This window comes from Streptomyces sp. NPDC001410, from assembly GCF_042895235.1.
GTDB lineage: Bacteria > Actinomycetota > Actinomycetes > Streptomycetales > Streptomycetaceae > Streptomyces.
Window position 1 is genome coordinate 350,030 of the sequence record NZ_JBIAWE010000003.1, and the last position, 15,134, is coordinate 365,163.

Genomic DNA, 15,134 nt, shown 5'->3' on the forward strand with positions numbered 1-15,134 from the left:
GTTCGTGACCCTATAGTCGATGGGCGTCGGGGGACGGGGCGCACAAGAGGGGTGGGAATGACGGGGGTTCGCGGGGAACTGGTCCGTCCGTTGGTCGAGGCCGTCCAGGCGCATGCGGCACGTGCGGGGGAGAGGACCGCCTTCCAGGACGCGCGTCGGGGCGTGACCTGGGAGCAGCTGGATCGGCGGACCGCGCGGATCGCGGGGCATCTGGCACGGCTGGGCGTGCGCCGCGGGGACCGGGTGGTGTTCTGCCTGGCCAACCGCGTGGAAATGGCCGAGAGTTGCCTGGCGGCCGTGCGCGCGGGGGCCGTTGGGGTGCCACTGGATCCTGGGGCCGCCGACGCCGAGTTGGCCCATGTCCTCAGCGACAGCGACGCGGTGGCGATCGTGGCCGAGGCGTCCCTGCTGGAGCGACTGGCGCGGGTGGCGACGGGACGGCAGGCGCCGCGGGTGGTGGTCGTCGTGGGTGCGCAGGCGCTGCCGCCCGGAGCGCCCGCGGGTGCGGTCTCGTACGAGGAACTCGCCGGGACCGATCCGGACTGTCCGCCGTACGACGGCCTCGGCCTGGACGAACCGGCCTGGATCCTCTACACCTCGGGCACCACCGGCGAGCGCAAAGGTGTGGTGACGAGCCAGAGGGCCGCGCTGTGGTCGACGGCCGCCGCCTATGCCCCGCTGTTCGGCATGTCCGAGGAGGACCGGCTGCTGTGGCCGTTGCCGATGCACCACGCCTACGCGTACTCGCTGTGCATCCTCGGGGTGGTCGCCACGGGTGCGAGCGCCTACCTCCTGGACCGCGGCGTGGACGTGCTGGAGGCACTCGAACAGCAGCCGCTGCGGGGGCCGTTCACGATGCTGGCCGGGGTACCGGCCACCTACCACCTGCTGGTGAGCGCACTGCGCGACGCTCCGCGGGCACCCGGCGGGCTCCGGCTCTGCGTCACCGCCGGAGCGCCCTGCCCGGCGGAACTGCGCTCCTCCGTCGAGGAGTTGCTGGGCGCGCCGCTGCTGGACGGCTACGGCGCCACCGAGACCTCCGGCAAGATCGCGGTCGACCGGCCGGAGGTGCCGGGTCCGCAGCGCGTGCCGCAGCCGGTGCCCGGAGTCGAGGTCCGGGTGGCCGACCCGCTCTCCGGTGCCGGCACCGCCTGCGGTGACGAGGGCGAGATCTGGGTGCGCGGCCCCGGCGTCATGATCGGCTACCACGGTCGCCCCGACAGCACGGCACAGGTCCTCCGGGACGGCTGGTACCGCACCGGTGACCTCGGCCGCCGTGAGCCGGGCGGTGGGCTGCGGATCACCGGCCGGGTGGGCGACCTGATCATCCGCGGCGGGCAGAACGTCAATCCGGTCGAGGTGGAGCAGGTGCTCCTGGCGTGTCCCGGTGTCGCCGACGCGGCGGTCGTGGGCCGGCCGCACGACGTGCTGGGGGAGGTTCCGGTGGCGTTCGTCGTCCCCGGGCCGGACGGAGTCGACCTCGCGCCGCTGCGGGCCGCGTGCCGGGAACGGCTGTCCGCATTCAAGGTGCCGGACGAGATCCGGCTGAGCGGTTCGCTGCCCCGCACGTCCTCCGGCAAGATCCAACGGGCGGTACTCGCCGGGCAGTTGGCCGAGATGCTCGTCACCGAGCGGGAGGACGCCTCCGCCGCCCTGCGGGCCCGGCTGCGCGCACTGCCGGCCCAGGAGCGGCGCCGCGCCGTGCTGAACCTCGTCATGGCCGAACTCCGCGTCGACGGGGAGTCCGACCCGGAGCCCGACCAGGCCTTCACCGATCTGGGAGTCAGCTCCCTGCAAGGCGTACTGCTGCGCGACCAGCTCGGCGCGGTGACCGGCCTGCAGTTGCCCGCGACCCTCGTGTTCGAGCGCCCGACGCCGGACGCGGTGGCCGAGTTCCTGCACGACATGCTGCTCGGCGCTCCGACCCCGGCCCCGGCGGCGCGCGGGGCCGGGCCCGGCACACCCGGCGACACACCGCAGCCCGACGAACCGGTGGCCGTCGTCGCCATGGCCTGCCGCTACCCGGGAGCCGTGGACGACATCTCCTCACCGGAAGAGCTGTGGCGGCTGATCGCCGACGGCACGGACGCCACCTCCGCGTTCCCCGCCGACCGGGGCTGGGACCTGGCCGGGCTGTTCGACTCCGACCCGGACCGGCCGGGCACCTCGGTCACCCGCCGCGGCGGCTTCCTGCGCCGGGCCGCCGACTTCGACGCGGCCTTCTTCGGCATGTCGCCCCGGGAGGCGCTGGCCACCGACCCGCAGCAGAGGCTGCTGCTGGAGACCGCCTGGGAGGTCGTGGAACGGGCGGGCATCGCCCCCAGCGCCCTGCGCGGCAGCGACACCGGCGTCTTCGTCGGCGTGATGCACGGCGACTACGCGGGCCGGCTGCTGCACCGCGGAGGACACGAGTACGAGGCACACCTCGCGCTCGGCTCGGCGGGCAGCGTGGCCTCCGGGCGCATCGCCTACACCCTGGGCCTGGAGGGGCCCGCGGTCACGGTGGACACGGCCTGCTCCTCGTCACTGGTGGCGATGGACTGGGCGGCACGGGCGCTGCGCTCGGGCCAGTGCTCACTGGCCGTGGCCGGCGGAGCCACCGTCATGGCCAGCCCGGTGCCGTTCACCGCGTTCAGCAGACTGCGCGGCCTGTCGCCCGACGGACGGTGCAAGCCGTTCTCGGCCGCGGCCGACGGTACGGCCTGGGGCGAGGGCGTCGGACTGGTCCTGCTGGAGCGGCTCGCCGACGCCCGCCGCAACGGCCATCCGGTGCTGGCCGTACTCCGCGGCTCCGCCGTCAACGGCGACGGCGCGTCCAACGGCCTGACCGCGCCCAGCGGGCCCGCCCAGGAGCGGGTGATCGGCGACGCCCTCGCCGCCGCCGGACTCACCCCGGCCGACGTCGACGCCGTGGAGGCGCACGGCACCGGCACCCCCCTCGGCGACCCCATCGAAGCCCGGGCGCTCCTCGCGGCGTACGGGCACGACCGCCCGGCGGAGCGACCGCTGTGGCTGGGATCGCTGAAGTCCAACATCGGGCACACCCAGGCCGCGGCCGGTGTCGCCGGAGTCATCAAGACCGTGCTCGCGATGCGCCACGGCGTGCTGCCGCGCACGCTGCACGCCGATGAGCCGTCACCGGGGGTCGACTGGTCCTCCGGCGCCGTACGGCTCCTGCGGCGGGAGCAGCCGTGGCGCCCTGCTCCCGGGAAACCCCGGCGCGCCGCGGTGTCCGCCTTCGGCATCGGCGGAACCAACGCCCACGTGATCCTGGAGGAAGCGGTCGACGAGCAGGAGGCCCCGCACCGCGAGGGTGCCCGGACCGCCCCGGAACCGCCGCTCCTCCTGTCGGGCGCGACCGCCGAAGCGCTGCGCGCCCAGGCCCGGCGTACGGCCGCCTTCCTTCGCGAACGGCCAGAACTGCCGCTCGGGGACGTGGCGTTCTCCTCGGCGGTCGCCCGCGCCGCGCTCCGCCACCGGGCGGCGCTGCCCGTCCAGGACCGCGTCGCCCTGCTGACCGAACTGGACCGGCTCTCGGCCGCGGGGCCGGCAGCCGTGCCGTCCCCGGTCCGGACGGGCGGACGGCTGGCGCTGCTCTTCACCGGGCAGGGCGCCGGATGGGCGGACCTCGGCAGGGAGTTGCACACCGCGTACCCCGCCTTTGCCGACGCCTTCGACGCCTTGTGCGGCCGGTTCGACGCCGCCGGCGTCGGGGAGCGGCCCCTGCGCGAGGCCCTGTGGGACGGCCCGGGCACAGCGCTCGCCGAGGTGCGACAGCACAGGACGGATGTCGCCCAGGCCGGCCTGTTCACGTTCGAGGTCGCGCTGTTCCGGCTGCTCGAATCATGGGGCGTGCGACCGGACTTCCTGGCCGGCCACTCCGTCGGCGAGCTGGCCGTGGCGCATGCCGCCGGGATCCTCTCGGAAAGCGACGCCGTCGACCTGGTCGCCGCCCGGGGCCGGTTGATGCAGCAACTCCCGGCAGGCGGCGCCATGCTGTCCCTGGACGCCACCGAGGAAGAGGCGCTGGCGGCTCTGGCCGAACTGCCGGCAGCGGCCGGGCCGGTGGCGGTCGCGGCCGTGAACGCCCCCCGGTCGGTCGTCGTCTCCGGGGCGGAGAAAGCGGTGACGGCGGTGGCCGAGCGCTTCGAGGCCCGTGGGCGTCGCACCGTACGGCTGCGCACCAGCCATGCCTTCCACTCGCCGCTGATCGAACCGGCGCTCGCGGAGTTCGCCCGAGCCGCCTCCCGGGCCACCTACCGTGAGCCCCGCATCCCGATCGTCTCGACACTGACCGGGCGTCAGGCCACGGGAAACGACCTGCGCTCGGCGGCCTACTGGGTCCGACACGCCCGCGAAACGGTGCGGTTCGCGGACGCCGTACGTCATCTGGTGCGTGAAGCGAGGGTGACCGCATTCGCCGAGGTGGGCCCAGGCACACAGCTCACCTCGGCCGCGATGGCAACGGTCGAGGCGCCCGGGGAGCTGGTGTTCACCCCGACGGCGCGGGCCGGCCACCCGGAGCCCGACACCGTCCTGGCGGCACTCGCCCGACTCCACGAGCACGGCACGGCGATCGACTGGGCCACCGTGCACCGGACAGCACACCCAGGCGGGGGAGGCCGGCGGGTGGACCTGCCCACCTACCCCTTCCAGCGGGAGCGCTACTGGCTGACCGAGCCCGTCGACCCCACACCGACCGCCGCACGCACGGCCGCCGGCGGCCACGCGGTGCTGACCTCCACGACCAGCCTCCCGGACACGGGCCGCGTGCTGTGCACCGGCCATCTGTCGGACGCCGACCAGCCCTGGCTGCGCGACCACGTCGTCGCCGGCCGCCTGCTGGTGCCCGCGTCCGCCCTCGCCGACCTGGCACTCCACTCCGGCGGCACCTGCGGGCTGGACGTCCTGGAAGAACTGACCCTGCTGCTGCCGCTCCAACTGTCCAGCTCCGGCGGGCGCGTCGAGGTCCAGGTGGCGCTCGGCGAGCCGGACCCGGCCGGCCGCAGGACCGTCGACATCCACGCGCGCCCCGAGGATTCCGGCCCGGTAGGCACGTGGACCCACCACGCCACCGGCCGGCTGGCACCGTCGGCCACCGACCCCGCCCCGAACCCCGGACCGCAGGGATCCTGGCCGCCGCCGGACGCCGTACCGGTCGACGTGACAGGAGCCTACGACCGGCTGGCGCGCGAAGGCTACGCCTACGGCCCGGCCTTCCGCTGTGTACGGGCCGTCTGGCGACAGGGAGACGACCTCCTCGCCGATGTGCGGCTCCCCGACACTGCCGTAGCAGAGGCGCAGCGGTACGGCATCCAGCCCGCGTTGCTCGACGCCGCCATCCACGTCCCACTGCTCGTCCCCGGGGACCAGGGAGAGTCCGACCCGCCCCGGCTACCGTTCGCCTGGCGGGGCGTCAGCCGGTACGCGGCCGGCGTCACCGCGCTGCGGGTACGCCTGAGCCGTACCAGGGAGGACACGGTCGCCGTGGACCTCACCGACCCGGCAGGCAGGCCGGTGCTGCGGGTGGAGGCGCTGACCACCCGGGCGGTCCCGAGCACCGCCGACCGGGTGCAGGCAGGACCGCTGTACCGGCCGAGTTGGACCGCCGTGGCCGCCGCCCACTCCACCGTTTCCGCGCTCTCGGTGGCATCCCCGGACGACCTGGACCTGGGGGCCGCGCTCTCCGGGACACGGCACTCCGGCTCCCTCGAAGGCGATGCCCCTGCCGTCGTCGTCTCCCTGGCCGCTCCGACCCCGTCCACCACCCCGGCCGCCGACACGCGTGTCCTCGTCACGCGCGCCCTGGAGCTGCTGCACAAGAGGCTGCCCGCCCTGGCTGCGGGATCGCGCATGGTCCTGGTGACCCGCGGTGCCACTGGTCCAGCCCCGGACCTGCCCGCCGCAGCCGTCTGGGGACTGGCGCGCAGTGCGCAGTCGGAGTACCCCGGCCGCCTGACCCTCGTCGACGTCGACGACCACCCCGAGTCGCTGCGCCGGCTGACGGCGGCCCTGGAGACGGGTGAACCCCAACTCGCCATCCACGCCGGGAAGGTGCTCGTGCCACGGCTGACACAGGCGCCCGCCACACCGTCCCCGTCGGCTCCGTTCAGCGAGGACGGCACCGTACTGATCACCGGGGGCACCGGGGCTCTCGGAGCGCTGCTGGCCCGCCACCTGACGGAGCATCACAAGGTCCGCCGGCTGGTGCTCACCAGTCGCAGTGGCCCGAAGGCGCCCGGCGCCCGGCAACTGCAGGCGGAGATCGAGCAGGCCGGAGGCCGGGTGGAGGTGGTCGCCTGCGACGCGGCCGACCGGTCCGCACTGGCGGAGGTGGTCGACCGGTACGCCGCGGACCTGACCGCCGTGGTGCATACGGCGGGTGTCCTCGACGACGGTGTGCTGGAGGCGCAGACGCCCGAGCGAATCGCGGCCGTCATGCGACCGAAGGCTGACGCGGCCTGGCACCTGCACGAGCTGACGAAGGACCTGCCGCTGTCGCAGTTCGTGCTCTTCTCCTCGGCGGCGGGCCTGCTCGGCAATCCCGGTCAGGCGGGCTACGCGGCCGCGAACGCGTTCCTCGACGCCCTCGCGGTGCACCGAGCCGCCCTGGGAATGCCCGCGCTCTCCCTGGTGTGGGGCCCGTGGTCGGGAGCCGAGGGGATGGCGGCCCGCACCGGCCGGACCAGTGACGGCGTGCTGAGCGCCGTCACACCCGCCGAAGCCATGGCTCTGTTCGACGCCGCCCTGGCGGCGGACGAACCCGTCCTGGCACCGCTGCCGTTGGACCCGAAGGCCGGTATGCAGCGCAGGCCGGTTCCGCCGCCGCTGCAGGGCCTGTTGCGCCCGTCCGGCTCGGCAACGGGCCCGGGCGCGGACCGTAGCGGCCGGGGACCGGCGGCCGGAATCGCCCGGCCGACCCACGACTCGCCGGGAGCGTGGCGACAGCGGTTGGCGCAACTGCCCGCCGACGAGCGCCACTCCGCCCTGCTCACACTGGTCCGGGAAGCGGTCGCCGAGGTGCTCGGCCATCCCGGCGCGGCCGCCGTGACGGCCGACCGCGCCTTCATGGAGCTGGGTCTCGACTCCCTGACCGCCGTTCTGCTGCGCAACCGGCTGAGTCTGCTCACCGGACTGGAACTGCCCGCCACCCTCACCTTCGACCTGCCCACCACCGAACGACTGACAAGCCATCTGCTCGCCGAACTGCACGAGGAGCTGCCCCGTCAGAAGGCGGGCACCGGTGCGCCGTCGTCACGCCCCGCACAGACCCTGGCCTCCCTCTACCGCCGCGTGTGCGGTACCGGCGACGTCGTCTCGGCGATGCACCTCCTCGTGACCGCCTCACTGGCGGTCCCCGGCTTCGGCCCCGAGGACAGTGCCGCGCACGCCCTGCAACCACTCAAGCTGGCCACGGGCGCTGACGACCGGCCACCTCTGGTCTGCTTCCCCGGCTTCTCCCCGGCCCTGGGTCGGCCCTGGTACGACGCGCTCGCGCGGCACTTCGAAGGCGACCGGGACGTCCTGGAGATGCGGCACCCCGGGATCACCTCCGGCGACACGCTGCCCCGCGACTGGCAGACACTGGTGGACCTGCACGCAGCCGGCCTGCGGGAGCAACTGGGCGACCGCCGGCCGGTCCTGCTGGGCTGGTCGATGGGCGGCTGTCCGGCACACGCGGTCGCCGCACGGCTGGCGGAGACCGGCACCCCGCCCGCCGGCCTGGTCCTCGTCGACACCTACCACGTGACCCCCGAGCGGGAGGCCGAGCCATGGCTGCTCGCCCTGCCCGCCCGCGCGGCCCTGGCCATGGGGGAGGGGTTCGACACCGCGGTGGAGGACATGGCGCTGGCCGCGCTCGGGGCTTACACCCGGATGCTCCGCGGCTGGCGCCCCGAACCGGTCGACGTACCCACACTCCTGGTACGCGCCACCGACCAGCTGCCGGAGATGCGCACCCACGGCAGCCGTGAGACAGGAAGCCACGACTGGCGGGTCTCCTGGCCCCAGCTGTCCGAGACCGTGGACGTCCCCGGCGACCACTGGACCATCGCCGAGGAACACGCACCCACCACGGCACAGGCGATCCGCTCCTGGGTCAACAGGGTGGGAAAGCCCGTGGATTGAGGCATCGTCGGTGCTTCCGGCACGGATGCTCAGTGCCCCAGGAGCAGCCCCGACCCCGTGACGTCGGCGTGGATGCCGTCCTTGTGCACCGTCACGCCCTGTAGGCGCAGGGCGCCCGAAGGCGGTTTCGGGAGCTGGAAGGAGAAGGAGAAGCGGTCGGCGATCTGCGGGCGGGTGAGCTTGGTCAGTGCGGTGAGGAGAGAGAGGTCGAGGCCCAGCCGCTTGAGGAGCCCCGGGTGGGCGAGCGCCACGTCCACGAGGTTCATGCGGGTCAGGTCGTGCAGGAAGCGCGGCGCGCCGGTGAGTTGATGGAGCCTGTCCTCGTCGTGCAGCGCGGCGCGCACCGCGCTGTCGGGGACGCCCAGGCGCCGCACGATCTCCGGCACGGCCAGAAAGGCCCTGATCTTCTCCGCCTCCCGGGTGAGCCGGCGCGCCGAGGTGCGGGTCAGGTGGAGGCCCTCGGCGGGGCCGGTGCCGGGCCGATACGTCGCGAGGTCACCGATGTCGAGGCGCATGCCGCCCACGGAGGTGGCGATGCCGCGCTCCCCTTCGCGCCGGATGCGGACGTCGGCTCGTACCCGCAGGTCGTTCCCCGCGACGCGCAGATCGCCGTGGGCCCGGACGCGGCTCGGTCCGCGGGCCGTGAAGGACACCTGGGAGGCGCCGAGTTCGCGGTTCATGTCGGCGAAGGACAGCAGGACCCGACCGTGCACCTGCCGCACGAGTGCGCCGCGCACGGCGGTGGGTCCGTCGCCGTCGATACGTATGTCGTGTGCGGTGGCGGTGACCTGGGTGAGGGTGACCCGACGGGCCGGGACACCGGGGACGGTGATCCGGACCGAGTCGAGGCGCTGTGCGGCCAGCTGGGTGAGGAAGGGGAAACCGCCGATCCGTACCTCGGGGGCGGCGGCGAGATGCAGTTGGTCCTTGAGCCGCTCCGAGGCCTTGTGCTCGGCATACAGCAGCGCCCAGCGGTCGGCGAGGGTGACGAGGCAGGCGAGGGTGAGCGCCCAGGCGAGGACTCTGACCACGGTGGGCAGGCCGGTGGCGCGGTTGCGGCGGCGGCTGCCGCGCCGGTGGTTGGGCGGTGCCCAGGGCTCCTCGGCGTCGTCGTCCTGCGAGGTCGGCGTGGTGTCGTCGGTGAGGAAGTCCTCCAGCGGATTGTCCGCCAGCGCGGCGAGTTCGTCGTACGGATTGCGGCTGGATGGAACCCGCTCGGCGGAATGCCCGTCGGACTGGGCAGGTTGATGCGTCGGTATGTGGGGGGTACGCATCGGGAGATTTGATCATATAGTCCCACCGGACTTGCAAGTCCTACCTGAAGTAAGGCTCGAAATCAGCCACTTCACGGCCGACCGTCGGCGGCGTACGCGTGGCAGACGCCTGAGGGCTGTTGCTCACTTTCGGGTGACAGGCCGGTGTGCGCTCATGTGAGGAATGGCTTGAGAAGGCCATAAAAAGGGCATTCGTCGCATAGGTGAGCCATACATATGAGTGTCACCAATATGTGTACGATCTGTAACACGCCTCGTGTGTGCCGCGCTTCTCTTCCCCGGGGCAGGAGGGTGTGGGTGCGCGGCCGCACGGCCGCTCTTCACATGCCGCACCCCCGGTCCACGGCCCGATGCCGTGCAGCCCGGACGTGCCCACACCCTGCAAGGGGGACCCTGTGTCCGCTTCCGTTTCTGTGACCCCGCGTCGTCTGACTGCAGCTGCCGCCGTTGCGGCCGCCCTGGTCGGAGCGGTGGCGCTGCCCGCCTCCGCTGCGGACCGACCGAGCGCGTACCCGGACCGCGCTCAGGTGGTCATCGGTGACGTGCAGTCCAGCGTTCATGGCCGCTACGAGCGATCCAACCTGGCCCTCAACCGGGAGTGGGTCGACGTCACCAACCCCAGCCGTCGCAACGTGAACCTGAGCGGCTGGACCCTGTCCGACCGGGACGGCAACACCTACACCTTCCGCAACTACTGGCTGGGGAGCGGAGCAACCGTCCGCGTCCACACCGGTGTCGGCCGCGACAGCTCGACCGACGTCTACCAGGACCGCCACTACTCCGTGTGGAGCAAGGCCGACACCGCCACCCTGCGCAACGACCACGGCCGCATCGTCGACGTCTCGTCCTGGGGTGACGGCGGGCGTGACGACCATCGCGACTACCCTGGCCACGACCGTCACTACCGCGGCGACGACCGCAACCACCGCGGCGACCACCGCTTCTGACCGTCCCCGGGTGCCGACGCTCCTGCCTCGGCACCCGACAACCCGCACCACGGTCTTGGGTCTACGGCCTTGTCGGCCGTGGGGCGACCGGCTGCCCCATCCGGAGGCTGAACCACGTCGTCTTGCCCTCGTCGGTCGGCCGGACTCCCCAGTCGTCGGCGAGGGCCCGTACGAGCTGCAGGCCCCGGCCGGACTCCTCCTCCTCGGCCGCGACCCGGGGCTGGGGCAACTGCGGGCTGGGGTCGCTGACCTCGACCGTCAGCTCGGTGTCCGTGCGGCGCACGCGCAGGCCGATCGGGCCCTGCGCGTGCTGCACCGCGTTGGTGAGGATCTCCGACAGCAGCAGACACGCGTCGTCCGCCCGCTCGACGAAGCCCCACGTGCAGAGGGTCGCGGCGAGGAATCCGCGACCGTCACGCACAGCGCGCGGCTCCGCGCACAGTTCGGCCCCCGCCGTGGCCAGCGGGGCGGCCGGCACCTGTGTGAGCAGCAATGTGACGTCGTCGTGCCCGTTCGCGTCGGGCAGCAGCGTCGTCAGTACGTGGTCGGCGGCGGCCTCCAGGTCGAGGCCGGAGCTGACCAGCTTGTCCAGGGTGCCGATCAGCTCGGTGAGCTGGTCCTCGATGTCGGTGCCCGGGGTCTCGATGAGACCGTCGGTGTAGAGCACGAGGGTGGCGCCGCGTGCGATGGTCGTGGTCCGCTGCTCGTAGATCACACCGCCGACGCCGAGGGGCGCGTTCACCGGCGTGGGCAGGGTGCTGGCACCCTCGCCGGGGACGGCGACCAGGACCGGCAGATGCCCCGCGGAACAGATGACCACTTCGCCGGAGTCGGCGGCGACGACGAGATAGCAGCAGGTGACCAGCTGGTCGGGGACGTTCAGGTCGGCCACGACCGTGTCCAGTGCCTGCATCAGCTGACGGGGCCGCATACCCGTCTTGGCCAGCGCGTGCGCGGCGGACCGCAGCTGACCCATCACGGCGGCCGCCTCCAGGCCGCGGCCCATCACGTCACCGATCAGCACCCCGACGCGGCCGGCACCCAGGGGGATCAGGTCGAACCAGTCGCCGCCCACACCGGCTCCCTGGGTGGCGGGGAGGTAGCGGCTCGCGGTGACCAGGTCGGGTATCGCGGGCGGTGTGCCCATCAGGCTGCGCTGCAGCGTCAGCGCGATGTGCCGTTGCTGCTCGTACAGTTCGGTCAGTTCCGCCTCGGCCCGTTTGCGGTCACTGATGTCGCGGACGATCGCACAGGCGCCGATGACCGTGCCGTCCGGGGACCGGGTCGGCCACAGGGTGACGTCGACGTCGAGCATCGCGCCGGATCGGGTCACCCGCAGCGTCTCGAAGTGCTCGACCTTCTCGCCCCGGCGCAACCGGTCCATGAGCAGCAGGATCTCCTCCTTCCGGTCGGGCGGGGCGAGGATCGACACGTGCTGTCCGACCGCCTCGGCGGCCGAGAACCCGTACAGCCGCTGGGCGGCGGCGTTCCAGTAGGTGATCCGGCCGTCGAGGGTCTTGGCGAGGATCGCGTCCTGGGACGACTCGACCAGCGCGGCGAGTTCGTTGATGCGTTCCTCTGCGGCTTTGCGTTCGCTGACGTCGCGTACGGCGGCGGAGACGAGGAGTCCGTCGGCGGTTTCGAGGGGGCTGAGGCTGATCTCGACGGGGAATTCGGTGCCGTCCTTGCGGAGGCCGTAGAGGTCGAGTCCGGCGCCCATGGGGCGTACTTGCTGGTTGTGGGCGTAGCCGTTGCGGTGTTGTGTGTGGTGGGTGCGGAAGCGGCCGGGGACGAGGAGTTCGACGGGGTGGCCGAGGAGTTCCTCGCGTCGGTAGCCGAAGAGGGCTTCGGTCTGGGCGTTGACGAGCCTGATGATGCCGGTGTCGTCCACGATGACCATTGCGTCCGGTGCCGCCTCCAGCAGTCCCCGGAAACGTTCCTCTGCGGCTTTGCGTTCGCTGACGTCGCGTACGGCGGCGGAGACGAGGAGTCCGTCGGCGGTTTCGAGGGGGCTGAGGCTGATCTCGACGGGGAATTCGGTGCCGTCCTTGCGGAGGCCGTAGAGGTCGAGTCCGGCGCCCATGGGGCGTACTTGCTGGTTGTGGGCGTAGCCGTTGCGGTGTTGTGTGTGGTGGGTGCGGAAGCGGCCGGGGACGAGGAGTTCGACGGGGTGGCCGAGGAGTTCCTCGCGTCGGTAGCCGAAGAGGGCTTCGGTCTGGGCGTTGACGAGCCTGATGATGCCGGTGTCGTCGACGATGACCATTGCGTCCGGTGCCGCCTCCAGCAGTCCCCGGAACCGCTCCTCCTCGTCCCGGGGCCCGCCCACGGGCATGCCGCCGCCGCATCCGCATGGCGCCCGCTCCGCCATGTGGGTGGAACCGGGCGGCACCGCCTCGGCCAAGTCGCTCATGTCCATCCCCGATCCGCGGCTCACGATGAGTCGGCCATCCCAGCGCAATCCGGAGACATCCGTAGGGACATGTCACCAAGTGGCCCACAACGGTTGAACATGGCGCACCAATTTTCCTCGGTGACTGATTGGGGTCCACGAGACTCCGTCTCGGTGGACTGCTGCGGAAGGCGGTGAGCTGGTCAGGGCACCTGGGCAGGCCTGGCCGACGATGGCGGATCATGATGCGGGACCGCGGACGGCGCGCCTGGCACGTCGGGAGCCTGCAGCGCTGGTTCGGCCACACGGCCTTCTGAGCCGGAGTCAGGGATGTCCGGGGCTGCTCAGCGCGTGCGCAGCCCCGTCGTGGTGGCGCCGGTGCGATCGCGCAGCAGCGTGCGCAGGGTGGCGGCGTGCTCGTAGCCGACCTTGCGGGCGATGGTCTCCAGGGACAGATCGGTGGTCCGCAGCAGATGCGTCGCCTGCTCGACGCGCAGGTCCTGGACGAACCGCACCGGCGTGGTGTTCAGGACCCGGCGGACGGTGCGCTGGAGCGTGCGCTCACTGACACCCAGCGCGCGTGCCGCCTCGGCCAGGCTGTTCGGCGTGTCGAGGTGCCGGCGCGCCCACCGCTCGAACGCGGCGATGAGTGGATCGCTCTGCGCGAGGGCGCTCGGGATCGTGTACGCGGACTGCGAGGGGCGCTCGTCGACGACCAGGTAGCGGGCGATCAGGTCGGCCAGGGCCGGACTTGCCATCCGGACGACGGCGAGGGCGAGATCGACGTGCCCGAAGGCGGCCCCCGCCGTGGTCACCCCCTGCGATGTGGTGACCATGCTCGTCTCGTCGAGCGCAACGGCCGGATAGCGACGGCGGAAGACGGGCGCCAGCCACCACGTGGTCGTCGCCCGGTGGCCGTCCAGGATGCCCGACTCGGCCAGCAGGAAGGTGCCCGTACAGGCCGAGGCGACGGGTGCGCCCCGGCCGCGCCGGCCGGCGATCAGCTCCCGTACGTCGGACAGATCGGGCCCCGCGACCCGCTCCAGGAGGGCGTCGGGCCGGCGCTCGGCGAGTGCGGGAACGAGCAGTAGATCCGCGGTATCCGCGGTGGTCGCGGGCTCGGTGGTGACGATGTGCCCGGCGCCGGTGCGCACCTGCGGACTGAAACCGATCGTCGTGACGTTCCAGGCCGGTGGCGGCTGGGGGAGTTCGCCGCGCATCGCGTTGGCCGCCTCCAGGACGTCCAGCGCCGCACAGAGCCCCGAGTCGAACACGCCGTCGTAGACCAGCACCGAGACGTCCATGTCGGAAACGGTATCAGAGGAGTCGTTTACGACACTGGGGCCGGAGGGCTCACCGACCTAGCGTGAAGGGTGTGCCCCGGTGAGGGGACACACGACCGAGTAGAAGGAGCCCACCATGAACAAGATCGGTCTGCTGGCCCGTATCGAGGCCAAGCCGGAGCACGCCGACGAGATCGCCCGGATGCTGACCGAGGCCGTGAAGCTCGCCGAGGAGGAGCAGCGGACCCTCACCTGGTTCGCCTTCCGGGAGGACGCCACCACCTTCGGTGTCTTCGACACCTTCGAGAACGACGAGGACCGCACCGAGCACCTGCGCGGACGGATCGCCGCCGCGCTCATGGGTGCCGCGGAGACGATGCTCGCCTCGGCCCCCGACATCCGGCCCGTCGACCTGCTCGCGGTCAAGCTGCCCTGAGCGGCCCCGCACGCCACACCGCGGCCCTGCACGCCACACCGCGCTCCCAAGCCCCGAAGCACAGGAGATCCACCGACCATGACATCCACGACCCCCGCGCCGGCGACGGACACCGAGGCCTGGCGCGGCGCGGGGCCCGCCGTCCGCTCCCGCACCCACACGTGGGCACCGCCCACCAGTTATGCCGACGGTGCCGGCCGCTCGGGTCTGGAGGTGCTTCAGATGATTGTCGAGGGCCGTCTTCCCCAGGCGCCGATCGGTGGGACGCTCGGATTCCGTGTCGTGGCGGTGGAGCACGGCCGGGCGGTCTTCGAGGGTGAGCCCGGCGAGCATCTGCTCAACCCGATGGGCACGGTGCACGGCGGATTCCTCGCCACGCTCCTCGACTCGGCGCTCGGCAGCGCGGTGATGTCGGCGCTCCCCGTGGGGCGCGCGTACACGACGATCCAGCTCGGAGTGCACATGGTGCGCCCCGTCTTCGCGGACACCCCGACCCTGCGCTGCGAGGGCGCCGTGATCCACGCGGGCCGCACGACCGCGACCGCCGAGGCCAGGATCATCGGCACCGCCGACGGCAGGCTCTACGCGCACGCCACCACCACCTGCGCGGTCTTCGCGCTGCCCGAGGGGGCCTGACCGGACCGGCCGAGGGCGGGCCCGCGCGTTTTTCACAGGCCG

At 72.6% G+C, this 15,134-nt stretch carries 7 protein-coding genes; 4 read left to right on the forward strand and 3 right to left on the reverse strand.

The annotated features are described in order from the left end of the window. Positions 1-57: 57 nt before the first annotated feature. On the forward strand, positions 58-8,127 hold the full coding sequence (locus ACFY3C_RS08245) for a type I polyketide synthase (RefSeq protein WP_390770188.1): 8,070 nt from the start codon (positions 58-60) through the stop codon (positions 8,125-8,127). 29 nt (positions 8,128-8,156) lie between these two features. Here ACFY3C_RS08245 and ACFY3C_RS08250 read toward each other — a convergent pair whose 3' ends face one another. After that, on the reverse strand, positions 8,157-9,401 hold the full coding sequence (locus ACFY3C_RS08250) for a DUF2993 domain-containing protein (protein ID WP_390770189.1): 1,245 nt from the start codon (positions 9,399-9,401) through the stop codon (positions 8,157-8,159). Positions 9,402-9,796: 395 nt separating this feature from the next. On the opposite strand from ACFY3C_RS08250, the gene ACFY3C_RS08255 reads away from it, so the two are divergent. After that, entirely contained in the window at positions 9,797-10,348 is a 552-nt protein-coding gene (locus ACFY3C_RS08255) for a lamin tail domain-containing protein (RefSeq protein WP_386577437.1), read from the forward strand. Positions 10,349-10,409: 61 nt separating this feature from the next. Here the strand turns inward: ACFY3C_RS08255 and ACFY3C_RS08260 are convergent, their stop codons facing one another. Beyond that, entirely contained in the window at positions 10,410-12,716 is a 2,307-nt protein-coding gene (locus tag ACFY3C_RS08260; RefSeq protein WP_390770359.1) for a PAS domain S-box protein, read from the reverse strand. 365 nt (positions 12,717-13,081) lie between these two features. Next, the gene (locus tag ACFY3C_RS08265) at positions 13,082-14,041 is read right to left on the reverse strand and encodes a GlxA family transcriptional regulator (RefSeq protein ID WP_390770190.1); all 960 of its coding nucleotides are present in this window, start codon (positions 14,039-14,041) and stop codon (positions 13,082-13,084) included. A 115-nt stretch (positions 14,042-14,156) separates the two neighbouring features. On the opposite strand from ACFY3C_RS08265, the gene ACFY3C_RS08270 reads away from it, so the two are divergent. After that, entirely contained in the window at positions 14,157-14,456 is a 300-nt protein-coding gene (locus ACFY3C_RS08270) for a putative quinol monooxygenase (RefSeq protein ID WP_386577435.1), read from the forward strand. Between the two features lie 78 nt (positions 14,457-14,534). After that, positions 14,535-15,092: a PaaI family thioesterase gene (locus ACFY3C_RS08275; protein WP_390770191.1), complete on the forward strand. Its 558-nt coding sequence runs from the start codon at positions 14,535-14,537 to the stop codon at positions 15,090-15,092. The last annotated feature ends 42 nt before the right edge of the window (positions 15,093-15,134 follow it).